The following is a 23,409-nucleotide window of genomic DNA, read 5'->3' on the forward strand; positions in this document are numbered from 1 at the left end:
GTCGGGCAACGAAACACGCCAAGAACGTATCATGAACGTGTGCGAATTTTCCTTTGCAGGTCAGCGCCTCGGCGCTCTGCCTTCGGGTGCTCTGTGGTGGCCCGAACGGAAAATGCTGTGTGTCTCGGACCTGCATTTGGGCAAATCCGAACGATTGGCGCGGCGCAACGGGCTTGCATTGCCCCCTTATGACACCCGCGAGACACTGGATCGATTGGCGGATGATTTGGAGCGCACCAACGCGGAAACTGTTCTATGCTTGGGTGACAGCTTTGACGACCTTGAAGCCGCCCAAGCGCTGCCTTCAGCCGAAAGACTTCGGATCGCAGCATTGCAAGCTGGGCGCAAATGGATATGGATCGAAGGAAACCATGATCCCGGCCCAATTGAGCTAGGTGGAACTCACCTGTTCGAATGGCGCAACGGCCCGCTTGTCTTTCGCCATATCGCAGAGGACCAGGCGCAAGGAGAAGTTTCCGGCCATTACCACCCAAAAGCGCGGATCAGGGTAAGAGGGCGGCACATTTCGCGACCCGCTTTTCTATTGGATCAAAAACGCCTGATCCTACCGGCTTACGGTACCTTCACAGGCGGGCTGCGCAGTTCGGATCAAGTTCTGGCAGACCTCATGGATCAAAGCGCCATGGCTATTCTAACCGGCCCGCACCCGCAGATGATGCCGATGCCGCGCTAACGTCAGATCAAACCGTCCTGTTCCAACATCGGTTTGTACTTTCGGCTGACTGGCACCAGATCGCCGTTGACCAGCTTTAAGAACGTTTTGCCATTTGTCTTTTTAACACCGGCGATAGAAGCATCCGTCACCCAATGTGAGCGATGCAAGCAATGGCCGGGAACCGGTTCCATCTCGGCAATGGCGTCCGTGAAACGCGACCGGAGCGTGAAAACACCTTCCGAAGTCACAACATCCACATTGTGATCCCTTACGGTCAGGCGGTAAATTTGACCATTGAAGCCAGCAGGTAAGCGTTTGGCAAGACGCGGCTTTTCAATTTCTGGCGACAACGCCACTGCAGCTTGCAAGTCGTTGCGTTGCACAAAAACCAGCCCTGCCACCAACAACACCCCATAAACAGCAACTGTTTGCGCACCTGGTGCCATATGACCACCGATAGTGAACAAAATCCACGCCAGCAACCAAAGCGACGGTGTGAAAAAGGACAGGATCAGACCGGCGTAAGCTAGATCCCGGGCTGGAATGTTCAAAAGCAATGGGCTGTTGAGCATCAGCTTTCGCACTAAACCGGTCACTGAAAGTGCCAAGACCATGACACCGACCCAAAACAGAAGGCGCAAACCAAAGCTGAGTTCGGCAACCAGAAATGGTGGGAACGCATAGGCAAGCAAAGGAAGAAAAACGACGCCCGCTGACACCCTTTGCAGGGTGCAAGCTTTTCGAATTGAATTTAACTTAGACGACATACTGCTTTTGCGCGTGCATAGCCCGAGCGCGATAGGCACAAGGGAAAATAGACCTGTAAACAACTGGAAATACAGGCTTATCAAGATAATTCAAGCTGGGAAACCCACTCATGAGTACGTCGCTCATGTTGTCTTGGGTGTAGTCCTGGCGTGTCACGCAGTCAGGTTAGGCGACGGGCCGTCTGTAACGGCCCGACCCAAGTTGGTTTAGGCTGTCAGACCTTCCGGTTCTGGCAATCCGTTGGACCGGCAGCAGGCGGTCAGCGTGTTGGCCAGCAAACACGCGATAGTCATCGGGCCTACGCCGCCCGGAACCGGAGTGATTGCGCCCGCACGTTCAGCCGCGCTGGCGTAATCTACGTCTCCAACCAGCTTGTTCTTGCCGTCACGCTCGATCCGGTTGATGCCTACGTCGATGACGGTGGCACCTTCCTTGATCCAGTCGCCCGGCACCATCTCAGGACGGCCAACAGCGGCGACAACAATGTCTGCGCGACGCACGACGTCAGGCAGGTCTTTGGTGCGCGAATGCGCAATCGTTACGGTGCAGCTGTCGCCCAGCAACAGCTGTGCCATAGGTTTACCAACGATGTTTGAACGGCCAATCACAACCGCATCCATGCCCGACAGCGAGCCGTGATAGTCGCGCAGCATCATCAGGCACCCAAGCGGCGTGCAGGGAACCATCGATTTCTGCCCGGTGCCCAGCAGGCCCACGTTCGAGATGTGAAAACCATCGACATCCTTGGCAGGATCAATCGAGTTGATCACAAGATCTTCGTTCAGATGCTTTGGCAGAGGCAGCTGAACCAGAATGCCATGGACGGCGGGATCGTTGTTCAGCTTATCGATCAGAGCCAGCAGGTCCTCTTCCGAGGTGTCGACGTCCAGCTTGTGTTCATACGAGTTCATGCCGACCTCGACGGTCTGCTTGCCCTTCGAGCGGACATAAACCTGGCTGGCGGGGTCTTCGCCTACCAGAACCACGGCAAGGCCGGGGGTGATGCCGTTTTCTTCTTTCAGCTTGCCAACCTGATCGGCCACTTGCGCGCGCACTTTTGCCGCGAATGCCTTACCGTCGATAACCTGCGCTACCATCCTTTGATCCCTTCTTTCAAAAAACGGATCGGGCGCAAGATGCGCCCGGTCAGTCAGTCAGTCAGAGCCGAGCACACGCTCTTCGCGGGCAATCGACCAATCTATCAAAATACGCCAGAGTTCTTCAGCAAGTTCAGGGTCCATACCCAGTTCATCGGAACTCTTGCGCACGCGCTGCACCACCTCTTCAACACGATCCGGGATTCGGGCGGGCAGCCCCTCGCCGGGTTTCAGCTGGGACGCACGGTCGATGTAACTGGCACGGTTCACCAGCATTTCGATCAGTTGGCGGTCCAGCCTGTCGATCTGAACCCGCAATTCCTGCATAGTGTCACAGTCTTGCGGCGGTGTCAGAGTGGGCATCGCGGTCTCCTCATGGCCCGGGGAAATCCCCGGACCACGAGATGGTTCAAAAAACGGCTTAGAACAAGCCCTCGATCTCACCTGCGTCGTTAAGGCAGATGGTTTCTGCAGCCGGTTTGCGGGGCAGACCAGGCATGGTCATGATCTCACCGCAGACAACTACGATGAAACCGGCACCTGCGGACAGGCGAACCTCACGCACCGGAACCGAGTGGCCGGTGGGCGCACCGCGCAGGGTCGGATCGGTCGAGAACGAGTACTGAGTTTTCGCCATGCAGACCGGCAGGTTGCCATAGCCCGCGTCTTCCCACTCGCGCAGTTGGTTGCGGATCTTGTTGTCGGCCAGAACTTCGTCAGCGCGGTAGATGCGCTTGGCGATGGTTTCGATCTTTTCGAACAGCGGCATTTCGTCGGGGTAGATCGGCGCGAAGTTTGCGGTGCCACCTTCAACGATTTCGACCACTTTCTCGGCCAGCGGAGCCGAGCCTTCCGAGCCCAGTTCCCAGTGACGCGACAGAACTGCTTCGACACCGTGATCGGCGCAGTAGTTCTTGACGGCCTCGACTTCGGCATCGGTGTCGGTGACGAAGTGGTTGATGGCGACAACAACCGGCACACCGAACGATTTCACGTTCTCGATGTGGCGGCCCAGGTTGGCGCAGCCCGACTTAACAGCGTCAACGTTTTCAGCACCCAGATCAGCCTTGGCCACGCCACCGTTCATCTTCATCGCGCGTACAGTGGCAACCAGTACAACAGCCGACGGGGCGATGCCCGCTTTACGGCATTTGATGTTCATGAACTTTTCGGCGCCAAGGTCCGCACCAAAGCCAGCCTCGGTAACAACATAGTCAGCGACTTTCAGCGCGGTCTTGGTCGCGATGACCGAGTTACAGCCGTGCGCGATGTTCGCGAACGGGCCACCGTGAACAAAGGCCGGGTTGTTTTCCAGCGTTTGCACCAGGTTCGGCTGCATGGCGTCCTTCAGCAGAACGGTCATTGCGCCTTCGGCCTTGATGTCGCGGCAATAAACCGGGGTTTTATCGCGGCGGTAAGCAACGATGATGTCGCCCAGACGCTTTTCAAGGTCTTTCAGATCGTTGGCCAGGCACAGGATCGCCATGACTTCGGATGCCACGGTGATGTCAAAGCCTGCTTCGCGCGGGAAGCCGTTCGAAACACCTCCCAAGCTGGCGGTGATCTGACGCAGGGCACGGTCGTTCATGTCGACCACACGACGCCATGCAACACGGCGCGTGTCGATTTCGGCTTCATTGCCCCAGTAAATGTGGTTGTCGATCATCGCCGACAGCAGCGAGTGCGCCGAGGTGATGGCGTGGAAGTCGCCGGTGAAGTGCAGGTTCATCTCTTCCATCGGAACAACCTGCGCGTAACCGCCACCTGCAGCACCGCCCTTCATGCCGAAGTTCGGGCCCAGCGAGGCTTCGCGGATACAGATCATCGCATTCTTGCCGATGCGGTTCAGGCCGTCACCCAGACCAACGGTGGTGGTGGTCTTGCCTTCGCCTGCCGGGGTCGGGTTAATCGCGGTCACCAAAATCAGCTTGCCGTCTTCGCGGTCCTGAACCGAGTTGATGAAGTCCTGACTGACTTTAGCTTTGTCATGGCCGTAAGGCAGCAGATCCGCTGAGTCGATGCCGATCTTGGCACCGATTTCCTGAATCGGCTTTTTGTTCGCTTCACGAGCGATTTCGATATCGGATTTGTAGCTCATTGGCCGGGGTCCCTAATTGAATGCCGTGCAATACCGACGCGATACGTCGGCGCTGCGCATTCCATACCCTTGTGTACAATCTCAATAGCCATGGATTCCGACATTCTGGTGTCGCGAAGCGTCGTAAGGTCATTTCATCGGTTTCTAATCGGAAACCTGACGCGTTTAAGGAGCCCAGGCGGGCTGGTCCGGAACAAACAACGTCAGATGATCCCCAAGCTGAATACGCCCCGGGCGTTCGACCCATCCGGTTATGCCGCGACGCCCCACCGCTGCCGGTTTGAACGCGGCACCATACCCGGGCTGATCCGCCTCGACCTCGCGCCCCGGTAACACGCAGGGAGCGTTTTCCATGTCGACGGTGATTGTTGCACCTAACGCGGCCTGCAAGCGTGATGATGGCGGAATGTGCGAGAAATCGGGAATGCCTTTCAGGACAATTGATGCGCCAAGATATGCGGGGTCTAGCGCCTCCAAACCCATACCCTGCGCGATCTGGTCAAGCTCTTCCACTGACAGAACCGACAACTGACGTACATTGCGGATCTCTGTTCCAGTGGAGTAAAGGTTCTTGACCCGCACACAGGATGCCCGATTGAGCCCTTCGTGCCGTTCCCCAGCCACACCATCAAATGCCAGGTCCAACTCTTGCACGGCTGTCGCACGAAGCGACTTCCCAGCAGGAACATGGCCCAACCAAACCACTTCGCCTACATATTCAGTTTCACGCAAAAACGGCATAATGGCATCCCTTTTCCGCTGGAGTTCGAAAGGCATATTGCCCAGCAAACGTCAGATGAAAAGAGAAAAGACCCGAGCGTTCGCCCGGGTCTTTGTGATTTATGCGGTAGGTTCTGGCTCCATCCCACCCTCAGGAGGGGATTTCTTGGCCTTCGTCTTAGGAATGGCCGTAACGCTGGGTGCGCTGCCCTGATCCGGGCTGTCCCCTTCGTCATCGCCTTCGGTCGGCGATTCACCATTCATGACACGCTTGATCTCGTCCCCGGTCAGGGTCTCGTATTCCAGCAGGCCTTGGGCCAAACGCTCCCATTCTTCGTTCTTGTCGGTCAGAATCTTGTGAGCGCGCTCATAGCCTTGCTGGATCAGGCGCTTTACCTCTTCCTCGATCAGCTCTTTGGTATGCGCCGACACTGAGAAACCAGCAGTGTTGCCTGAATATCCCTCATGCGCCTCGGCATAATCGATATTGCCGACTTTATCGGACATACCCCAGCGCATCACCATGGCGCGGGCCAACTGGCTGGCCTGCATGATGTCACCGGCGGGGCCGTTCGAGACGTGGTCTTCACCGTATTTGATCACCTCGGCCGCTTTGCCCGCCATGGTCATCGCCAGCTTCTGCTCACACTCGTCCCTGTGATAGTTCAGCTGATCCATTTCGGGCAGGCTGACAACCATGCCAAGCGCACCGCCACGCGGGATGATCGTCGCCTTATAGACCGGATCACACAGCGGCAGGGTCATGCCAACGACGGCGTGGCCCGATTCGTGATAGGCGGTCTTTTCTTTCTGATCCTGAGTCAGCACCATCGACCGGCGCTCGGCCCCCATCATCACCTTGTCCTTGGCGTTCTCAAAATCTTCCATGGTGACAAAGCGACGACCCACACGCGCTGCCATCAGCGCAGCCTCGTTCACTAGGTTCGCCAGATCAGCGCCCGAGAAACCCGGAGTACCACGCGCGATGATGCGCAGATCGACATCGGGGCCCAAAGGTGTCTTGCGGGCGTGCACGCCCAGAATCTTCTCGCGGCCTTTGATGTCGGGGTTGCCAACTGTCACGTTGCGGTCAAACCGGCCCGGACGCAGCAGCGCAGGGTCCAGAACATCCTTACGGTTGGTCGCCGCCAGTATGATCACGCCTTCGTTGGCCTCGAACCCGTCCATCTCAACCAGCAGCTGGTTGAGCGTCTGTTCGCGTTCATCATTACCACCACCGTAGCCGGCACCACGGTGACGGCCCACGGCATCGATCTCGTCGATAAACACGATGCACGGCGCGTTCTTCTTGGCCTGTTCGAACATGTCGCGCACGCGGGATGCACCAACACCCACGAACATCTCAACGAAGTCCGAACCGGAAATGGTGAAGAACGGTACACCTGCCTCACCTGCAATCGCACGGGCCAGCAGTGTTTTACCGGTACCCGGAGGGCCAACCAAAAGCGCGCCTTTTGGAATTTTTCCACCAAGCCGCGAAAACTTCTGCGGGTTGCGCAGGAATTCCACGATCTCTTCCAGCTCTTCCTTAGCCTCATCAATGCCAGCAACATCATCGAAGGTCACACGGCCATGCTTTTCGGTCAGCATCTTGGCCTTGGACTTGCCAAAGCCCATCGCACCGCCTTTGCCGCCGCCCTGCATGCGGTTCATGAAGTAAACCCATACGCCGATCAGCAGCAAGAAAGGCAGCAGCGTGATCAGGAAGGACTGGAACCCAGACTGCTGTTGCTTGACCGCTTGAACCGGGATGTTCTCATCGATCAGCAGCTTGGTGACCTCGGCGTCGCCTGGTTTGATCGTGACATAGGTCGCGCCGTTTTCAGTGGTATAGCGAATCTGCTCTCCATCCAGCGTCACGTTTTTGACTTCACCGCTTTGGACGGCACCGACAAAGTCGGAATATGTTCTCTCATTGCTCTGAAGCGTTCCACCCGGTCCACTGAACAGATTGAACAGTGCCAGAATAAGCAGGAACAGAACGACCCAAAACGCGATATTGCGAGCGTTGCCCAAGGAAAATCTCCCAAAAGTTTCGGCAGGTGAGGAACTGCCAAGTTGTCTCTTAAAATAGAGAGGATTGTTCTATGTTCAATGCGATAAAAAAGATGCGTGAAATGCAGGCCAATCCGAGACCGGTTCCGCACGCCATCCATTGGCAAATCCCGCAAGCGGAGCCGCAACAACCGTTTCGCCCGCCCAAACCGCAGGGGTTGCAGTCAAAGCAAGCCTGGGACGCCCTGTGTTTCGCCAATTTACGACCTGGTGCAGCCCTTTTTCGCCCAGCGCTCGAATTTCCGCGCCTTCCGTTTCTGGGCCGGTCAGCACCCATTTGCTGTCCCAGGCGGTGCCAGATGCGGCAATTTGGCCCTCTACGGACTTAAATTCCCTGCAAATCCAAACACTCGCGCCTTTCGGCACCAGCAGACACCCGGCAATTGACCCGGCTTGACCGCAGGCAATAGCATCCATTGCCTGCTCTACAGTCGCCTGACGCGGGGGATAGCCCTGCCCGGCAATCCATTCGAGAATTCCCAGCAGAACACGCCTTTGAATCTCTTTCGGCAGTGCAGCAAACCCAGCCCGGTCCACCCTCACATCGCTTTGATCGACCCGTGTCACTTTCCGCGCGGATTCCTGCGCAAAAACACCCAAAGCCTCATGCGCCTGCGCCAGATTATTTGCTACGCGTGACAAAGACAGTGCATCGATTCCCAAGGGTTCAAGACCGTGAAGAGCTTCACGAGCCTTGATCCGGTCAAATTGCGCGTCCTGATTCGATGGGTCCTCGACCCAACTCGCCTCGATTTCTGTTAGGTAAGTGCGCAGCCTGTCTCGGGTGATACCCAGCATTGGTCGCAACAACGTCACCCCATCCTGTTGCCTCATGGGCGACATACCTGACAGGCCTGTGACGCCAGAGGACCGCCCCAGTCGCATGAGCAAAGTTTCGGCCTGATCGTCTGCGGTATGCCCCAAAGCGATTGCACCAATACCATTGTCCTTTGCCCAATTGGTCATCAGGTTGTATCGCGCCTGACGCGCTTGATCTTGCAGGTTGCCCACACCGTCCCAGCCCGACCATCGCAGAATGTCGTGCTGCAAGCCCAGGGTCGCAGCCTGACGGGCAACGGCCTCGGCCTCCTGCGCCGCCTCGGGGCGCAACCCGTGGTCGACTGTGACAGCATAGAGTGTGATCGCTTCTGTTTGGGCGACAGTGTGCAACAGATGCATCAGGGCGACGGAATCTCCGCCACCTGATACAGCAACCCCCAGCTTGAGGGGCAGATTGTCCGGCAACCTTTTGCGAAGATCGGAAATCAGGCTGTCTGGCTGAGTGCTCAAGAACACCCCAGCGCGGTCATCTCTTGCGTGGCGTTTGCCAGCGCAGGCGCAGAGGGGAATCGCACCCCGACCTCATTCAGTGTGATGCAAGCCTGATCGGTTTGTCCCAATCGGCCCAGAGCCGCGCCCAGCTCGTACAGGGCTTCGGGGGCAAAGGCACCTTCGGAATCGCCGGTGAAGCTGGCCAAAAAGGCGCGAGCCGCTTCGCGAGTGTCACCCAGTCCCTCAAGGGCGTGACCCCGTTTCAGGTTCGCTTCAGGGGCCAGTGGGCTACCGGGATAGTTTGCCTCTAACTGCGCGAACATGGTGGCGGCCGTTTGGAAATCACCATCGACCAAAGCTTGCGACGCCGTATCGAAATCCGCGCGTTCGCCTACGGCAAGCTCGGTTTGATCCGTTACCGGTGGAGTTGCAACGCTTACGGTGCCCGTGTCAGACGCCGTATCACCGCCCAATGTCGACGTTTCCTCAAGCGCCGACAGGTCTCCGCCTTCAAGTTCGACCAGTCGAAACTCCAGATCGCCTATGCGGTTTGTACCGTCGGTGACTATGTTCTGGACCCGTTGGTTCAATTGCTCGGTCTGGCGCGTCAGGCGCTGCAACTCAGCCTCGATCGCGTCAACACGCTCAAGCACTGAACTGCCGGACAGGTTGGGTGCAGGCGACCCGGTGGTGGAAAACTCGCGCTTCAGGCGCTGTATCTCGACATGCAGTACCGTCAGCTCCTGACGAATATCCGCCAGGGTCTGCTGGTCCTGTGCCTTTGCGACACCCGCCGTCGCCACGACGGCCGCCAAAACCCATCCTGCAATACGCATCATCTTACCCCAGAGTTGACCCTGTCAGCACCGTCACCGCACGGCGGTTCTTGGCGTAGCAGTCCTCGGTGCTGCAAATCTCGATCGGGCGTTCCTTGCCGTAGCTGACTGTTTTAAGACGGTTGCCCGCCACCCCGCGGGAAATCAGGTACTCGCGCGCGGCATTTGCGCGCTTTGCGCCCAAACCAAGGTTGTACTCCCGCGTACCCTGTTCATCCGCGTGCCCTTCTATCGTGGCGACAAAATCGGGGTTAGCCAACAACCACTCTGCCTGCCCCTGCAGAACGGTTTGTGCCTGCGGTGTAAGGGTCGACTGATCAACAGCGAAAAGGACACGGTCGCCAACTGTTTGCTGGAAATACGCCGGCGAACGTGGGTCGCTTGGCGAACCCGGCACGATAGCGCCAGTGCCACCTGCGCCACCGCCCCCCAAAGCGGAAGGGTCATTATTTGAACAGGCGGCAATCATACTCAGCGCGCCCAGCGCCAGAACTTTGCTCAATACGTTCATTTCAAGTGCCTCGTGTTTTGTTTATTGCCGCCTGTCTACCACAGGCGCGATTCGTTGTGAACTTTGCTGCGATCAATTCTGCAACGGGCCCCATGACGGGTCGCTGCCACCATCCGGAGTGCGCACCGGGCGCAGATTTCGGCCCGATATATCCACTGAATATAGCGAGGCCCGACCGCTTGCCCCCTGCGTTTCGCGGGTGAACATGATAACGCGTCCATTGGGCGACCAGGTGGGACCTTCATCCAGGAACGAAGCAGTCAGCAACCGTTCTTCCGACCCGTCCGTGCGCATGACGCCAATGTGGAACCGGCCTTTGTTTTGCTTGGTAAAGGCGATTAAATCGCCGCGCGGCGACCAAACCGGGGTGCCATAACGCCCCGCGCCAAAGCTGATCCGCGTTGCCTCACCCCCATTTGCAGGCATCACATAAAGCTGCGGTGTGCCCGACCGGTCGCTTTCAAAAACGATGCGGCTGCCATCCGGAGAATAGCTGGGCGCTGTTTCAATCGCGGGCGTGTTGGTCAGGCGTGTACTTTGACCCGAGGCCAGATCCATCTTCCACAAATCCGTGTTACCGCCCTGAATCAGCGAATACACAATGGACCGACCATCGGGCGAGAAACGGGGTGAGAAGCTCATGGTGCCGTCCTGAGTCTTGAGTTCTTGCCGTTTCACGCGCCCCACATCCAGAACATAGATGCGCGGGCTGCCGCTTTCGTAGCTGGTATACAGCAACCGGTCGCCCGTGGGCGAAAAGCGCGGCGCCAAAACGATGGCGGAACTGTCGGTCAGGTATTGTACATTTGCGCCGTCGTAATCCATGATCGCCAACCGCTTGAGGCGTTGATCCTTGGGTCCGCTTTCCGACACAAAGGCCACGCGACTGTCGAAATACCCTCCTTCACCTGTGATCCGGCTATAGACCTGATCGGCAACCTTGTGCGCCATGCGGCGCCAGCCCTCGGTTGTACCTGCCAGTTGCAGGCCGGTGCCCAGTTCCTGACCCGAGAACACATCCCAGACACGGAACCGGACCGTCAATCGTTTCCCCGAAACATTGACTGCCCCAGTAACCAACGCATCAGCATTAATCGCTTTCCAGTCAGCGAACTGAACCGGCGCTTCAAAACTGCTAACCCGACTGATGAACGCATCCGACGAGATTTCGCGAAACAGACCTGTTCCGGTCAGATCCGCTGCCACCACGCGCGAAATATCCTGCGCATATTGCGCGGCCGAAGGGCCATCGGGCACGAAATTGGGAACCGCAAAGGGCAAGGGCTCGATTATGCCTTGGTCCAATTCCAGCCGCAGGGGGCCGTTTTGTGCGTAAACCGGCGCGGACATCAATGTCAGGCCGACAAAGAGGCTGGTCAGAAGTTTCATCATTTGATCCGCATCCTCTCGGGATTGAATGTAATCTCAACATCCTGCCACTGAGCGTATTTGTCAGCAGGCAAGTCATATCCTTTGGCTCCACAGCGCAAAATCGCGCGTCGCGCGGCCTGGTATGCCTGATTGGCGGCACCGGCAGACCCGCCAGAGCTGTCCAGCATCCGAATACTGCCGCCTACAACTGTACCATCACGGTTCAGCGAAAACGCAACCACGACCACCGTTTTCAGCGCATCCGTAGACAGTGAACCTACGTTCCAACACCTGGATACAGCCAGTCGCATTGCATCTTTCTCACCGCTGGTGAGCGGCGGGCCCGAGGGCTCGGTGCCAGCACCCAGAGCTTCAGCCAAGGCATCGTTTATCGCAGTCTCGTCTGTCTGCGTTTCGGGTTCCGGGGTCGTCTCGGGCGTTTCAGCAACTTCCGGTTCCGGCGGCGGGCTGGGCCGATTGGGGCGTGTGCGCGGGCGGGGTGAACTGAGCAGGGGTTCCTTGGTTTCTTCCGCCTCGGTCACAATCTCTGGCGCGGCCTCTTCCGGGGCGGTTTGATCTTGCTGTTCCTGCTGCACCTCAGCGCCCTCATCCAAGGACACCGGAGGCGTTTCAAACTCATCCGGCGTTGCCTCGGGCGGTGGCGGCGCAATCGCCTCGGGCGCAACGCGATCGGCAGGGCGCGGCTGCGCTTCTGGTTCGGGCTGCACGGGCTGTGCAACGGTTTCAACCTCAGGCTCGGCCAATGAAGGCGGCTCCTCCGGAAGCTCGGGCTCGGGCGGGGCTTCAACGATAACGGGCGCGGGTTCAGGGTCGGGTTCAGCAGGCGCCACGGGTTCGGGGCGCGGCTGTTGCTCAACCACCGGTTCCGGCGGGCTGGTTTCCGCCTGCTCAGGGTCGGGCGGTTGTTGCAAAGCGGCAGGCACTTCGGAGACGTCGGGCGCGTCGCGCTGCGCGGTCATAGCCGCGAATTGTTCAGCGGTGATCACGGAAACATCCTGGACAGCCATCGGCAACGGCTCGGACCGAAAGGTGCCGCCAAAAAGTGCGACGCCAATCAGGCTGACATGCGCAATCGCCGAAATCTTGGTGCCGGTATCCACCGTGCGACCTCACTCTCCACCTTCATCCAGCGTTGGCCCGCCCGTATCGGTTACAAGGCCAACGTTAGAAAACCCGCCCGCATTCAGCGCGCCCATGACCTGCATCACCTGTGCATATGGAATCGCACCATCAGCGCGCAGGAACACACGGTCACTGCTCCGCTCTGCCGCAATCGCGCGCAGCTTGCCAATCAACTCTTCGCGCAAGACATCAGTCGTCTGGATTTGCACGCGCCCATCTGCGGTGAGCGTCACGGTCAATGGTTCCTCGTTGTCACCGGGCAAAGCGCTTGCCGCGGTCTTAGGCAGATCGACAGGAACACCCACGGTCAGCAGCGGTGCCGCGACCATGAATATGATCAGCAACACCAGCATCACGTCCACAAACGGCGTCACGTTGATCTCGGCCATGGGTTGAGCGCGCCCGCGACGCCGTCCGCGTCTGCGCCCGTTACCACCCGAAGATTGCTGAACCGCCGCGCCCATGGTCAGCTGTCCAACTGACGCGACAGAATGGTGGCGAACTCATCGGCAAAAGCTTCGTAGCCACCAACAATCCGGTCACTATCCGCGCTAAGCTTGTTATAGAAAATAACCGCAGGGATCGCGGCCAACAAACCCAGGCCCGTCGCCAACAGCGCTTCGGCGATACCGGGGGCGACAACGGCCAGATTGGTGTTCTGCTGCTCGGCAATCTCGATAAAGGCATTCATGATGCCCCATACGGTACCGAACAGGCCAATAAACGGCGCGGTTGATCCCACCGTGGCCAAAATGGGCAACCCTTTCTGCAAGGTCTCTGCCTCTTTTGCGATGGCAACATCCATCGATCGGTCGATCCGCGCAGTTGCACCGGCGATCAGCCCACCATCATTTCGGTGCGACCTTCGCCATTCGATCATGCCTGCGGCAAAGATCTTTTCAGAACTGCCGTCCGGTTGCGCTCCGATCTGCTCAAACAGCTCATCCAAAGGGTTGCCCGACCAAAAGCTTTCATCAAACACCTGCGCCTCACGACGTGCGGCCCGATAGTTGATCAGCTTTTGGATGATAATGCCCCAGGACCAGATCGATGCACCGATCAGCATCAACATCACCAATTTGACGATAAAGGTCGCGCGGGCATACAGCCCCCACATGGAGAAATCGATCTCCTGCGCCAGCGCCAGCGTTTCAGCTTCCATGAACCTGCTCTTTGTTTTTGCCTGACGGCCGTTTGTTTGGCCTTGTTTTGCCAAACGCTAACGCAATTGGGGTTGAAAAGCCAATAGAACCACCCTTGGCCCGCAAATTGTTACATCAATGCGCGAATCTCTGCCGGAAGGCGGATCGGCTTGCCTTCCTTGTTGATGCACACAGCCGTAACTGAAGCGCGAAAAATCTCGGTTTCCCCCCGCCGAACCAACTGCGCCATCGTCAGGCGCACGCCGGAAATCTCAGTCACTTCGGTTTCAACGATCAACTCGTCATCAAACTTGGCAGGCGAAAGGTAATCGGCCTCAACGCGCCGCACGACCCAAACAATGCCCTCGTCCCGCATGGCATTCTGATCATTGCCCAGATTGCGCACCCAGTCCGAGCGGGCACGCTCAATGTACCGCAGATAATTCGCGTGATAGACGACACCGCCCATGTCGGTGTCTTCATAGTAAACGCGAACCGGGTACACGTGTTTCATTGTGGCAGCTCCAGCCGGGCAAACAGCCTGAGTGCATGAGACGCATCCTGCGCCGCCCCGGGCAGGACCGGATCATAGGCGGCCCGGATCAATGCAGCAATGTCAGGGCGCAGGATCGTTGCCTCACCGGCGACAGCCAGCGGCGATTGCGTCCGAAACGCAGTATCGGACCAAAGCAAGACAGTCTGCACCACCTGGCTAAGGGCAAGCGTTTCCGCCGGAACCTTGGACAATTCCTTGTCCATACGCAGGAACACAAACGCCGCACGGATTGCGCCATCTTCTTCGAACCGGAATATTCGATACTGATTGGCATCCGCAGCCACCAGGCGTTCCACCAAAGGCCCAAGGTCCGGGACCAGCCGATCAAGATCAGGCACTTCCAGCAGTTCTTGCCAGTCGCGAAAAAAGAAGACCATGCAATTGGCACCAAGCTCGGGATCGGTCTCGGCCATCTTATGCCCAGCCAAAGTTACAACGGCTTCGAACGCGCCCTTGACGGTCACCAGCGTCTCGTCTTCGACACCAAACACGATTGGCACGATGGGACGTCCCCAACGCGCAAACAGGAACTCACCGCTTTCGCGTGTAAACAGCGCCTCAATTTCTTCTGGTGTCACACCCAGTCCTTCTTCTTGTTTCAAATACGGCCGCCGGAGGCACAAAACCCTGATCGCACCGCTTCAACCAAACAGATCGCTCTGCCGCTTCGGCGCAGTCATGCCCAAATGAGTCCACGCCTTCTGCGCCAACATCCGTCCACGCGGGGTTCGTTGAATCAAACCTTGCTGCAACAAGAAGGGTTCGATCACTTCTTCCAGCGAGTCGCGGCTTTCTGACAAGGCTGCCGACATTGTTTCAATACCGACCGGGCCGCCCCCATAGTTTTCGGCGATCAGTTTTAGATACCGGCGGTCCGCCCCATCAAGCCCCAGGTGGTCCACACCCAGCCGCGTTAAGGCTCCGTCCGCCAGTTCGCGTGTTATCCGACCGTCGCCTTCAACGATGGCAAAATCCACAACCCGCCGCAGCAACCGCCCCGCAATCCGAGGGGTGCCACGTGACCTGCGCGCAATCTCGCGCGCGCCGTCATCATCTGCCGGAGCCCCCAGCTTTCGCGCGTTGCGCGTAACGATCTCGTGCAATTCATCGACTGTGTAGAACTGCAATCGCGTCGGGATACCGAAACGGTCGCGCAAAGGGGTTGTCAGCAAACCCATTCGGGTCGTGGCCCCCACCAGCGTGAACGGCTGCAATTCGATCCGCACGGTTCTGGCCGCAGGTCCTTCGCCGATCACCAGATCCAGCTCAAAATCTTCCATCGCGGGATACAGCACCTCTTCCACCGCCGGATTCAAACGGTGGATTTCATCGATGAACAGAACATCGCGCGCTTCCAGATTGGTCAGGATCGCCGCCAGATCGCCAGCTTTGGCCAGAACCGGGCCGGAGGTCATACGAAAGTTGACACCCAACTCACGCGCCATGATTTGTGCCAGGGTTGTTTTCCCCAATCCCGGCGGGCCATGGAACAAGGTATGATCCATCGCCTCGCCCCGTTGCTTGGCGGATTGAATAAAAATACGCAGGTTGGCCCGCGCCTCGGCCTGACCGATGAACTCGTTCAGCCCTTGCGGACGCAATGCACGATCGTTGTCCTCGGGCAGAGGATCCGGGCGCAGGGTGGGATCAGCATCTACCATTTAACTACCCTTTCGGAGCCAACAATCTGAGCGCGGCACGGATCAGATCAGCCTCGCCCGCTTCAGGTTGGCTTGCCGCCGCCTCGGCCACGGCTGCTGCCGCGTCAGACGGTCCATATCCAAGATTGGCCAGTGCCGACAATGCACCGGCGGATGCCGCAGCAGCCCCCGATGGCGGTTTCGATGACCGTTTTGGAGCGGGCGCGGGTTCGGCCAGTTCCACTACCTCAAGCGCGGGCCCATCCAGCGCCTCGGCGACCGTCCCGCCCATGGCCATGACCCCCGGCGCTTTATCCTTGAGGTCCAGCACAATCCGCTGCGCCGTTTTCGGCCCTACGCCTTTGGCCGCTTTGACGGCGCCCCAATCGCCCAATGCAATAGCGCGGCTCACGCCATCCGGCCCTAAGGCGCTGAGGATGGCCAAAGACACTTTTGCGCCAACGCCCTGAACCGAACACAAAAGGCGATGCCATTCCTTCTCGACCAACGAGAGAAACCCGTAAAGCTGCATCAGATCTTCGCGCACGACCATGTCGGTATAGATCGAGACTGCCTCGCCGACGCCCGGCAACGCCGCCAAAGTCCGGTCGGAACAATAGACGATATAGCCAACGCCTCGCACATCGATCAGAACGTGATCTGCTGCGCGATAGTCCAGCCGCCCTGTCAGTTTGCCAATCATGCCCGCACCTCTTTCACACGCGCCTGTTGTGTCTTTCCGTAATAGGCGTGGCAGATGGCAATCGCCAGCGCATCTGCAGCGTCAGCTCCTTTTGGCAAACATCCCGGCAGTTGCAACTTGACCATGTGGATGACCTGCTCTTTCTCGGCATGGCCCACGCCAACCACCGTCTTCTTGACCCGATTGGGAGCATATTCGCCCACCGGCAATCCAGCCTGCGCCAATGTCAGCAACGCAACGCCCCGCGCCTGACCCAGCTTAAGCGTCCCTGCCCCATCCTTGTTCACAAATGTCTGTTCGATGGCGGCCTGATCCGGGCGGTGATCGGCAATCACTTCGACAATCTGGTTGTGCAGCGACAACAGGCGCTCACCCAGATCGTCCCCATCTGATTTGCATAACCCATTGGCTACATGGCTCAGACGGCTGCCATTTGATTCGATGACGCCCCATCCCAGGGTCCTAAGCCCCGGATCAATGCCTAGAATTCGCATGTTGTGCCTCGGCCTGCTCGGGTTTTGTGATCTTTTTTCAACGCCTAGCACGAAGCGTGAACATTTTCCAAGCGAATTGGCCCAAAGTCTGAAAACGACACCTATATCTCAGCCGCGACCCAGAGGCAGATTTACGACCCGAAAAAGGTCTGAAAACGGCACCTTTGTTAACGCAAATTTACCAATAAATTAAGGGGGTTTCAGCATTTCAGAGCATTGCAAAAAATGCATAGGACACATGCAAAAACTGAACTTGTGCACGCGAATTGGCAGCACTAGATGCCGCTCAGATCGCAAGATTGAAAAGTGAACACAAACCAGAAGGAAACAGGATATGGCTGCACTGGACACTACCCGCATCGCCACCACTGGCTCGTTCGGCCTCGTTGGCCGTATCGGCGTATTTTTCGTATCGGCCGTGAACGCCGCAATCGAATGGAATGACGCCCGCGTAACCCGCAACGCGCTGATCGTTCTGAGCGACCGCGAACTGGAAGACATCGGCCTGTGCCGTGGCGACATTGACGCCATCGCCGAGGGCCGTCGGTAACTCCGGCAACCACTCACGCGCCCCAATCTCCTCCCTCGAGTGGGGCAAAGACAAACACCGCGCGCATTACGGCACGCGGTGTTTATTTTTTTCATGTTTCGAGATCAGAAGAGAATCTTGTTCATTTGCTGAGACAGCGCCTGCGACACAGGATCAATTTGCATCACCCATGCCCCTGCCTGTTCGACCTTGGTGCCTTCGTTCAAGCTGTCTATTCTATATTGGTATCCGGAGGGGCCAAGGTGTGACAGAAGGAACGCCTTGAACACAAAGAACGCGACAAGCGTGAACAGCAGGACCCTTACCGGCACGGCCGAACTGATTCGTTGCGGTCTCATGACAACCAGGCCATCTTTGCGCATCGTTGCGCGATAGCCCCGGCTCATCTTCTGATGCTTCTTGTTCAGGCGATTAACGCGCTGAGTGAACTCCAGTTGTTTACCCGTCATGGCAGCCTCCAAAAAACCGCCCCCCTCGACTTTGATCAGAAAACGGTAATTAGAGATTGCGACAAAAGCGTGGCAAAATTCCACAAAACTCCTGCAAATGGCCTAATTCGCGCCCTGTTTGGTTAAGATTAGGGTCGTCCATTCACCAATCTCACCTCTATGAGCAAGATTGAACGCGTTTTGTGAATAAACTGAAACCACATCATCGGCCTGTTCGTTAAGGATTCCCGACAGGATCGCATACCCTCCTGGGCGCAGATTCGCGGAGATTTCAGGCGATAACGCCACCAGCGGACCCTTCAGAATATTGGCAAAGATCAGATCATACGGGGCGTGTGCCTTTAGGTCAGGATGATCGAAGCCAGCGGCTTCCACGCATTTCACCGCATCGGACATACCGTTTGCCTTCAGGTTCGCCTCGGCCACGTCAACGGCGACTTCGTCGATATCGCTGGCAATGATTTCGCCATCCCAGACCCGAGCGGCAGCCATGGCCAAAACGGCCGTACCGCAGCCAATATCGGCCACTTTTGACGCAGCAAATCCTTCGTCCAACAAGCGATCCAGCGCTTTCAAGCAACCCAATGTTGTGCCGTGATGCCCAGTGCCAAAGGCCATTGCAGCTTCGATAAGCAACGGAATGCGGCCTTCGGGCAGCTTGTCGGCATCATGGCTGCCGTAGACGAAAAACCGACCGGCTTCGACTGGTGCAAGTTCGCGACGCACATGTGCGACCCAATCTGTTTCAGGCAATTCCGAGACGACAAACGGCTTCGCTTCAAACGCCGCTGCCAGTACCGCCAATGCAGTCTCGTCCGGGGCTTCGGTGAAATAGCCGCCCACTTCCCACAGGCCCGAACCGTCCTCGACCTCGAACACACCAACACCCGTGGGTTCCGGCTCCAAACGCTCCATCGCTTCGCCCAGACCCTCGGCGGCCTTCTTACCTGTCAGCGTAGTCAGCGCGGTGAATGTGGGCATCTGGGCCTCCTGTCTCAGTTGGCACAGCGCCTAGGACGCCGTGCCGCCAAGGTCAAGCCGTCCGGCCTATTCCGCAGGCGCCGGAGCGTATTTGGTCAAGATTGTCTCATTGCCCGGTTCGGGATGGCGCGGGATCAACAGCGACAACAGAAGTGAAACAATTGCCATAGCCGCCGCCAAACCAAACACTGCGCCCGGCGAAACCACCCACAAAAGCCCCAGCAATGCAGGCAAGAACACGGCGGCGATATGGTTGATCGTGAAAGCCACGGCCGCTGTCGGCGCAATGTCCGCTGGGTCCGCGATTTTCTGAAAATAGGTTTTCAGCGCCAGCGCCAGTGCGAATAGCACATGGTCGATCACATATAGGATCGCAGCCAGCAACACACCCCAGCCAAACCAGTAGATACCGCCATAAGCCGCAAACACGATGGCCAGTCCGGCATATTCGAAGATCAGGGTGCGCCGCTCGCCAAACTTTGCCACAGCTTTGCCCAGCAAAGGCGCGGCCATCATGTTGATCATCAGGTTGATCAGGTAAAGGCTGGTCAGTTCATGCACTTTGAAACCGAACTTTTCGACCATCATGAACCCGGCAAACACAATAAAGATCTGCCGCCGTGCGCCGGCCATGAATTGCAGCGCATAGTAGAGCCAGTACCGGCGACGCAGGATCAGCTTTTTGGTCTGCGGTGTTGGGGCGTCAAACTGAGGATAGGCGATCAGGCTGAACAGGGCCAACAAGACCGTCACGCCGCCTGCGGCCATGAAAACGAAGTTATAGGAAAGATCAAAGCGCTCCCAGGTCAGAACGATCAACCCATAGACCACCGCCGTCGCTGCCGACCCCATCGCAACCAGCCATCCCAGAATTTGCGGCGCGCGATCCTTGGGCAGCCATTGCAGCTGCAGCGACTGATTTACCGTTTCATAGTAGTGAAACCCGATCGAGCTGAACAGGGTCACAAACAACAACCCACCCAAGCTGGGGAACCAGGCAGTTACAGCCGTTGCCACCCCAAGCATCATCAGCGAAATCATCGCCAGAACCTGCTCGCGGATGAAAATGATGACGGCGATCACGCCAATCGCAAGAAAGCCCGGAATTTCACGTACCGTATGCAGCAGGCCAATATCGGCCCCATCAAAATTCGCCACCTCAATGACGAAATTGTTCAGCAGCGCGCTCCACGCATTGAACGCGATGGGCATGGTCATGGCCATCACAAACAAGAGCGTGACAGGACGACGCCAGAACGGAAGGCTCTGCGCCTCGTTAAGGGGCATGGGTTTCAGCATATTGGTCCTCTACGCCCATTTTGGCGCTTTGGCGAGAGGTAAGCCGTTCGCGCACAGCCGACCTGCGCTGATGCAGAAGTCAGTAAAAGCTCTGCGGGTCGATATCGACAGTCAGACGGATGTCCCCTTTCAGACGCAAAGGCGCGATCCAGCGAGCAATCGCGTCCTGAATGGGGGCACCTTTTGGGGCTTTGACCAGCAGGCGCACACGGTGCCGTCCGCGAATACGTGCAATCGGCGCTGGTGCAGGGCCAAAAACTTGCCCCCCCACATCGCGCACAGGGGCATCATTGCGCGCCATCGCGTTTCCGATATCGAAGACAGGGCCGACCTCTGGCCCCGACAGCACGATACCGGCCATGCGCCCATAAGGGGGAACCCCCGCCGCCTGCCGCCCTGCGGCTTCCGCTTTCCAGAACCCTTCTTCGTCGCCAGACAGGATGGCACGTATCACTGGATGTTCTGGTTGGAACGTCTGCAACAACGCCTGCCCCGGCTTATCCGCCCTGCCAGCACGCCCGGCAACCTGCCGCATCAATTGAAACGTCCGTTCCGCCGCGCGCAAATCGGCACCGTGCAGTGACAAGTCCGCATCAATCACACCAACCAATGTGAGTTTGGGAAAGTTATGTCCCTTGGCAACCAACTGAGTGCCGATGATGATATCGGCATCGCCCTCGGCGATCTCTTCGATCTTGGCCTTCAGTGCGCGTGCTGAACCGAAAAGGTCGGAACTCAGCATCGCAATCTTGGCGTCAGGAAAGGTCGCCTCGGCCTCTTCTGCCAGCCGCTCGATCCCCGGCCCAACCGGGGCCAGCTTGCCTTCTACCCCGCAGGACGGGCAGGCATCTGGCATGGGTTTGGTCTCACCGCATTGGTGGCACATAAGGCGTTTCAGGAACCGGTGCTCAACCATTCGCGCGTCACAATGATCGCAGGCGATCTGTTCTCCGCAGGCCCGGCACAGGGTCACGGGAGCATAACCACGTCGGTTGATGAACAGCAGCGATTGTTCACCCTTCTCGATCCGCTGCTGCACCGCCTGTCGCAGGGACGGAGAAATCCATGTCCCGGGCTGCATCTGTTCGACCCGCATGTCGATGGGCTTCATTTCGGGCAGGACCGCCGCGCCAAAGCGCGAGGTCAGATCCACCCGCTCATATTTGCCTGCTTCGGCATTGGCCCAGCTTTCCAACGAGGGCGTGGCGCTGGCCAGAATCACCCGCGCACCACAAATGGCCGCACGCAGAACTGCCATATCCCGCGCGCTGTAGTGCACGCCGTCTTCCTGCTTGTAAGAGGTATCGTGTTCCTCATCGACCACCACCAGCCCCAAATCGCGGAACGGTAAAAACAATGCAGATCGCGCGCCCACAACCAACTGCGCATTCCCCTGCCCGACCATTCTCCAGACCCGTCGGCGTTCCGTCATGGTCGCGCCCGAGTGCCACTCGGCAGGTCGTGCACCAAACCGCGCCTCGACACGGGTCAGGAATTCAGCGGTCAGCGCAATTTCCGGCAGCAAGACCAAAGCCTGTCGTCCCATGCGCAGGGCTTCGGCCACTGCCTCCAGATACACTTCGGTCTTGCCCGAACCTGTAACGCCTTTCAGCAATGTCGTGCCATAATCCCCCGTCCGCTGCCCGGCTTGCAATCGGGTCACAGCCGCCGCCTGATCTTCGGTCAGATCTTTCCCGGGCAGGTTCGGATCAAGATGCGGGTACGGCAGATCACGCGGACTGTCCTCCTCCCGGACGGCGCCTTGTTTAACCAACCCTTTGACAACAGACGAGGTTACACCTGCCTGCTCGGCAAGTTCTTTCAAGGTGAAGGCGAGACCACCATAGTCGCGCAAAACCTCCATCACACGGGATCGCGCATCGGTCATCCGGTCCGGTTCGCCACTGCCAGGACGATAGACCTTGCGCATTGACGGCGGGTCGCCCAACCCCGGCGCACGCGTCGCCAGCCTCAGCATGGCAGGCATCGGCGTCAGCGTGTAGTCGGCCACCTTACCTAGAAAAGCCCGCATTTCTTCACGCATCGGCGCGACTTCGAGTACCCGGATCACAGACCGCGCCTTGTTCAGATCAAACCCGCCCTGTCCCGGGCCCCAGACCACACCCAGAACCTTGCGTGGCCCCAAAGGCACTTCGACAAACGCACCCAGAAAGCACCCGCCTTCAGGCGCTTTGTAATCCAACGTCCGGTCCAGCGGCTGCGTTGTCAGTACCGCAATCAGCTCTCCTTGGTCGAAAAATCCGTTAGCGCTCACAGCATATCCTTAGCAGGGGGTTCCAGCATGGCTCACTTTGAGGTAAAGCCATCCGCGACCAAGGCCAACCCATCAAAGGACTGCCCTCATGAAATTCTTCGTAGACACCGCCGAGATCGACGCCATCGCCGAACTGAACGATCTGGGCATGGTGGACGGTGTGACCACCAACCCTTCGCTGATCCTAAAGTCGGGTCGCGACATTCTGGAAGTAACCAAAGAGATCTGTGATTTGGTCGACGGGCCGGTTTCGGCCGAAGTTGTCGCCACCGAAGCCGATGACATGATCGCCGAAGGCCGCAAGCTGGCCAAAATCGCTCCGAACATCGCAGTGAAAGTGCCGCTGACATGGGCTGGCCTGAAAACCTGCAAAACGCTCAGCGACGAAGGTCAGATGGTCAACGTGACGCTCTGTTTCTCGACCAATCAGGCCATTCTTGCTGCCAAAGCAGGTGCGACTTTCATCTCGCCTTTCATTGGTCGTCTCGACGACATCAACCTCGACGGCATGGATCTGATTGCCGACATCCGTCAGGTCTATGACAATTACGGGTTCGAGACTGAGATCCTTGCCGCCTCGATCCGCACCGTGAACCATGTGACCGACAGCGCCCGCATTGGTGCCGATGTCATCACTGCTCCACCAGCCGTGATCAAGAAGCTGGCCGATCATCCTCTGACCGACAAAGGCCTGGAAACCTTCCTGGCCGATTGGGCCAAGACCGGTCAAAAAATCCTCTGATCTTTAGAAT

At 57.9% G+C, this 23,409-nt stretch carries 25 protein-coding genes; 3 read left to right on the top strand and 22 right to left on the bottom strand.

Annotated features, from left to right (window positions below):
* Positions 1–31 precede the first annotated feature (31 nt).
* Positions 32–694 (top strand): ligase-associated DNA damage response endonuclease PdeM, encoded by a 663-nt coding sequence (pdeM, locus tag GS632_RS11835; RefSeq protein ID WP_171238138.1) that lies wholly within the window; start codon positions 32–34, stop codon positions 692–694.
* 2 nt (positions 695–696) lie between these two features.
* Here the strand turns inward: pdeM and GS632_RS11840 are convergent, their stop codons facing one another.
* From GS632_RS11840 to ruvC, 18 genes are all read right to left on the bottom strand, one after another.
* Entirely contained in the window at positions 697–1,443 is a 747-nt protein-coding gene (locus GS632_RS11840; RefSeq protein WP_171238137.1) for a LytTR family DNA-binding domain-containing protein, read from the bottom strand.
* A 207-nt stretch (positions 1,444–1,650) separates the two neighbouring features.
* On the bottom strand, positions 1,651–2,541 hold the full coding sequence (folD, locus tag GS632_RS11845; protein WP_171721844.1) for a bifunctional methylenetetrahydrofolate dehydrogenase/methenyltetrahydrofolate cyclohydrolase FolD: 891 nt from the start codon (positions 2,539–2,541) through the stop codon (positions 1,651–1,653).
* A gap of 57 nt (positions 2,542–2,598) precedes the next feature.
* On the bottom strand, positions 2,599–2,904 hold the full coding sequence (locus GS632_RS11850; protein WP_171177942.1) for a chorismate mutase: 306 nt from the start codon (positions 2,902–2,904) through the stop codon (positions 2,599–2,601).
* Positions 2,905–2,962: 58 nt separating this feature from the next.
* Entirely contained in the window at positions 2,963–4,639 is a 1,677-nt protein-coding gene (locus tag GS632_RS11855) for a formate--tetrahydrofolate ligase (RefSeq protein WP_171238135.1), read from the bottom strand.
* 165 nt (positions 4,640–4,804) lie between these two features.
* The gene (locus GS632_RS11860; protein WP_171238134.1) at positions 4,805–5,380 is read right to left on the bottom strand and encodes an MOSC domain-containing protein; all 576 of its coding nucleotides are present in this window, start codon (positions 5,378–5,380) and stop codon (positions 4,805–4,807) included.
* Positions 5,381–5,479: 99 nt separating this feature from the next.
* The gene (ftsH, locus tag GS632_RS11865) at positions 5,480–7,396 is read right to left on the bottom strand and encodes an ATP-dependent zinc metalloprotease FtsH (protein WP_171177949.1); all 1,917 of its coding nucleotides are present in this window, start codon (positions 7,394–7,396) and stop codon (positions 5,480–5,482) included.
* A 75-nt stretch (positions 7,397–7,471) separates the two neighbouring features.
* On the bottom strand, positions 7,472–8,731 hold the full coding sequence (tilS, locus tag GS632_RS11870; RefSeq protein WP_371810020.1) for a tRNA lysidine(34) synthetase TilS: 1,260 nt from the start codon (positions 8,729–8,731) through the stop codon (positions 7,472–7,474).
* The gene (gene ybgF / locus GS632_RS11875) at positions 8,722–9,543 is read right to left on the bottom strand and encodes a tol-pal system protein YbgF (RefSeq protein WP_171721871.1); all 822 of its coding nucleotides are present in this window, start codon (positions 9,541–9,543) and stop codon (positions 8,722–8,724) included. Before ybgF ends, tilS begins: the two co-directional genes overlap by 10 nt.
* A 4-nt stretch (positions 9,544–9,547) precedes the next feature.
* Complete coding sequence (gene pal / locus GS632_RS11880; RefSeq protein WP_171238131.1) at positions 9,548–10,054, bottom strand: peptidoglycan-associated lipoprotein Pal; 507 nt, start codon at positions 10,052–10,054, stop codon at positions 9,548–9,550.
* Positions 10,055–10,126: 72 nt separating this feature from the next.
* Positions 10,127–11,446, bottom strand: a complete 1,320-nt coding sequence (gene tolB, locus GS632_RS11885; RefSeq protein ID WP_171177964.1) for a Tol-Pal system beta propeller repeat protein TolB — start codon at positions 11,444–11,446, stop codon at positions 10,127–10,129.
* Positions 11,443–12,546 carry an energy transducer TonB gene (locus tag GS632_RS11890; RefSeq protein ID WP_171177967.1) on the bottom strand — a complete coding sequence of 368 codons (1,104 nt, stop codon included), beginning with the start codon at positions 12,544–12,546 and terminating at the stop codon, positions 11,443–11,445. The genes tolB and GS632_RS11890 overlap by 4 nt, the downstream gene beginning before the upstream one ends.
* Before the next feature lie 9 nt (positions 12,547–12,555).
* On the bottom strand, positions 12,556–13,032 hold the full coding sequence (gene tolR / locus GS632_RS11895; RefSeq protein ID WP_152457226.1) for a protein TolR: 477 nt from the start codon (positions 13,030–13,032) through the stop codon (positions 12,556–12,558).
* 2 nt (positions 13,033–13,034) lie between these two features.
* On the bottom strand, positions 13,035–13,730 hold the full coding sequence (gene tolQ / locus GS632_RS11900; protein WP_171177972.1) for a protein TolQ: 696 nt from the start codon (positions 13,728–13,730) through the stop codon (positions 13,035–13,037).
* Between the two features lie 110 nt (positions 13,731–13,840).
* Positions 13,841–14,224, bottom strand: coding sequence for a tol-pal system-associated acyl-CoA thioesterase (gene ybgC, locus GS632_RS11905; protein WP_171177974.1), 384 nt, complete (start codon positions 14,222–14,224; stop codon positions 13,841–13,843).
* Positions 14,221–14,844: a hypothetical protein gene (locus GS632_RS11910; RefSeq protein WP_171178103.1), complete on the bottom strand. Its 624-nt coding sequence runs from the start codon at positions 14,842–14,844 to the stop codon at positions 14,221–14,223. Before GS632_RS11910 ends, ybgC begins: the two co-directional genes overlap by 4 nt.
* 63 nt (positions 14,845–14,907) lie before the next feature.
* On the bottom strand, positions 14,908–15,927 hold the full coding sequence (gene ruvB, locus GS632_RS11915; RefSeq protein WP_171177976.1) for a Holliday junction branch migration DNA helicase RuvB: 1,020 nt from the start codon (positions 15,925–15,927) through the stop codon (positions 14,908–14,910).
* A gap of 4 nt (positions 15,928–15,931) precedes the next feature.
* Complete coding sequence (ruvA, locus tag GS632_RS11920; RefSeq protein ID WP_171177978.1) at positions 15,932–16,609, bottom strand: Holliday junction branch migration protein RuvA; 678 nt, start codon at positions 16,607–16,609, stop codon at positions 15,932–15,934.
* On the bottom strand, positions 16,606–17,103 hold the full coding sequence (gene ruvC, locus GS632_RS11925; protein WP_171238128.1) for a crossover junction endodeoxyribonuclease RuvC: 498 nt from the start codon (positions 17,101–17,103) through the stop codon (positions 16,606–16,608). The genes ruvA and ruvC overlap by 4 nt, the downstream gene beginning before the upstream one ends.
* A 334-nt stretch (positions 17,104–17,437) precedes the next feature.
* On the opposite strand from ruvC, the gene GS632_RS11930 reads away from it, so the two are divergent.
* The gene (locus GS632_RS11930; protein ID WP_171238127.1) at positions 17,438–17,653 is read left to right on the top strand and encodes a DUF1127 domain-containing protein; all 216 of its coding nucleotides are present in this window, start codon (positions 17,438–17,440) and stop codon (positions 17,651–17,653) included.
* 104 nt (positions 17,654–17,757) lie between these two features.
* Here the strand turns inward: GS632_RS11930 and GS632_RS11935 are convergent, their stop codons facing one another.
* From GS632_RS11935 to GS632_RS11950, 4 genes are all read right to left on the bottom strand, one after another.
* Positions 17,758–18,114, bottom strand: a complete 357-nt coding sequence (locus GS632_RS11935) for a hypothetical protein (protein WP_253282784.1) — start codon at positions 18,112–18,114, stop codon at positions 17,758–17,760.
* A 90-nt stretch (positions 18,115–18,204) separates the two neighbouring features.
* Positions 18,205–19,083 (bottom strand): 50S ribosomal protein L11 methyltransferase, encoded by an 879-nt coding sequence (locus GS632_RS11940; protein WP_171177988.1) that lies wholly within the window; start codon positions 19,081–19,083, stop codon positions 18,205–18,207.
* Positions 19,084–19,149: 66 nt separating this feature from the next.
* On the bottom strand, positions 19,150–20,382 hold the full coding sequence (locus GS632_RS11945; RefSeq protein WP_171177990.1) for an MFS transporter: 1,233 nt from the start codon (positions 20,380–20,382) through the stop codon (positions 19,150–19,152).
* 79 nt (positions 20,383–20,461) lie between these two features.
* A complete protein-coding gene (locus tag GS632_RS11950) occupies positions 20,462–22,657 on the bottom strand; it encodes a primosomal protein N' (RefSeq protein WP_171721842.1) in 2,196 nt (731 codons plus the stop codon).
* Between the two features lie 88 nt (positions 22,658–22,745).
* Here GS632_RS11950 and fsa point away from each other — a divergent pair, with 88 nt between their 5' ends.
* Positions 22,746–23,399 (top strand): fructose-6-phosphate aldolase, encoded by a 654-nt coding sequence (fsa, locus tag GS632_RS11955; protein WP_152457215.1) that lies wholly within the window; start codon positions 22,746–22,748, stop codon positions 23,397–23,399.
* The last annotated feature ends 10 nt before the right edge of the window (positions 23,400–23,409 follow it).

The sequence above is a fragment of the Ruegeria sp. HKCCD7296 genome, from assembly GCF_013110775.1.
Taxonomy (GTDB): Bacteria; Pseudomonadota; Alphaproteobacteria; order Rhodobacterales; family Rhodobacteraceae; genus Ruegeria.

Excerpts from the sequence above, each read along its gene's own strand:
- tolR (WP_152457226.1), bottom strand. The coding sequence starts at position 13,032 with ATGGGCGCGGCGGTTCAGCAATCTTCGGGTGGTAACGGGCGCAGACGC.
- folD (WP_171721844.1), bottom strand. The coding sequence starts at position 2,541 with ATGGTAGCGCAGGTTATCGACGGTAAGGCATTCGCGGCAAAAGTGCGC.
- ruvB (WP_171177976.1), bottom strand. The coding sequence starts at position 15,927 with ATGGTAGATGCTGATCCCACCCTGCGCCCGGATCCTCTGCCCGAGGAC.
- GS632_RS11940 (WP_171177988.1), bottom strand. The coding sequence starts at position 19,083 with ATGCCCACATTCACCGCGCTGACTACGCTGACAGGTAAGAAGGCCGCC.
- pal (WP_171238131.1), bottom strand. The coding sequence starts at position 10,054 with ATGAACGTATTGAGCAAAGTTCTGGCGCTGGGCGCGCTGAGTATGATT.
- GS632_RS11840 (WP_171238137.1), bottom strand. The coding sequence starts at position 1,443 with ATGTCGTCTAAGTTAAATTCAATTCGAAAAGCTTGCACCCTGCAAAGG.
- fsa (WP_152457215.1), top strand. The coding sequence starts at position 22,746 with ATGAAATTCTTCGTAGACACCGCCGAGATCGACGCCATCGCCGAACTG.
- GS632_RS11850 (WP_171177942.1), bottom strand. The coding sequence starts at position 2,904 with ATGCCCACTCTGACACCGCCGCAAGACTGTGACACTATGCAGGAATTG.
- GS632_RS11930 (WP_171238127.1), top strand. The coding sequence starts at position 17,438 with ATGGCTGCACTGGACACTACCCGCATCGCCACCACTGGCTCGTTCGGC.
- ruvA (WP_171177978.1), bottom strand. The coding sequence starts at position 16,609 with ATGATTGGCAAACTGACAGGGCGGCTGGACTATCGCGCAGCAGATCAC.
- ruvC (WP_171238128.1), bottom strand. The coding sequence starts at position 17,103 with ATGCGAATTCTAGGCATTGATCCGGGGCTTAGGACCCTGGGATGGGGC.
- GS632_RS11855 (WP_171238135.1), bottom strand. The coding sequence starts at position 4,639 with ATGAGCTACAAATCCGATATCGAAATCGCTCGTGAAGCGAACAAAAAG.
- ybgF (WP_171721871.1), bottom strand. The coding sequence starts at position 9,543 with ATGCGTATTGCAGGATGGGTTTTGGCGGCCGTCGTGGCGACGGCGGGT.
- GS632_RS11945 (WP_171177990.1), bottom strand. The coding sequence starts at position 20,382 with ATGCTGAAACCCATGCCCCTTAACGAGGCGCAGAGCCTTCCGTTCTGG.
- ybgC (WP_171177974.1), bottom strand. The coding sequence starts at position 14,224 with ATGAAACACGTGTACCCGGTTCGCGTTTACTATGAAGACACCGACATG.
- GS632_RS11860 (WP_171238134.1), bottom strand. The coding sequence starts at position 5,380 with ATGCCGTTTTTGCGTGAAACTGAATATGTAGGCGAAGTGGTTTGGTTG.
- tolB (WP_171177964.1), bottom strand. The coding sequence starts at position 11,446 with ATGATGAAACTTCTGACCAGCCTCTTTGTCGGCCTGACATTGATGTCC.
- pdeM (WP_171238138.1), top strand. The coding sequence starts at position 32 with ATGAACGTGTGCGAATTTTCCTTTGCAGGTCAGCGCCTCGGCGCTCTG.
- tolQ (WP_171177972.1), bottom strand. The coding sequence starts at position 13,730 with ATGGAAGCTGAAACGCTGGCGCTGGCGCAGGAGATCGATTTCTCCATG.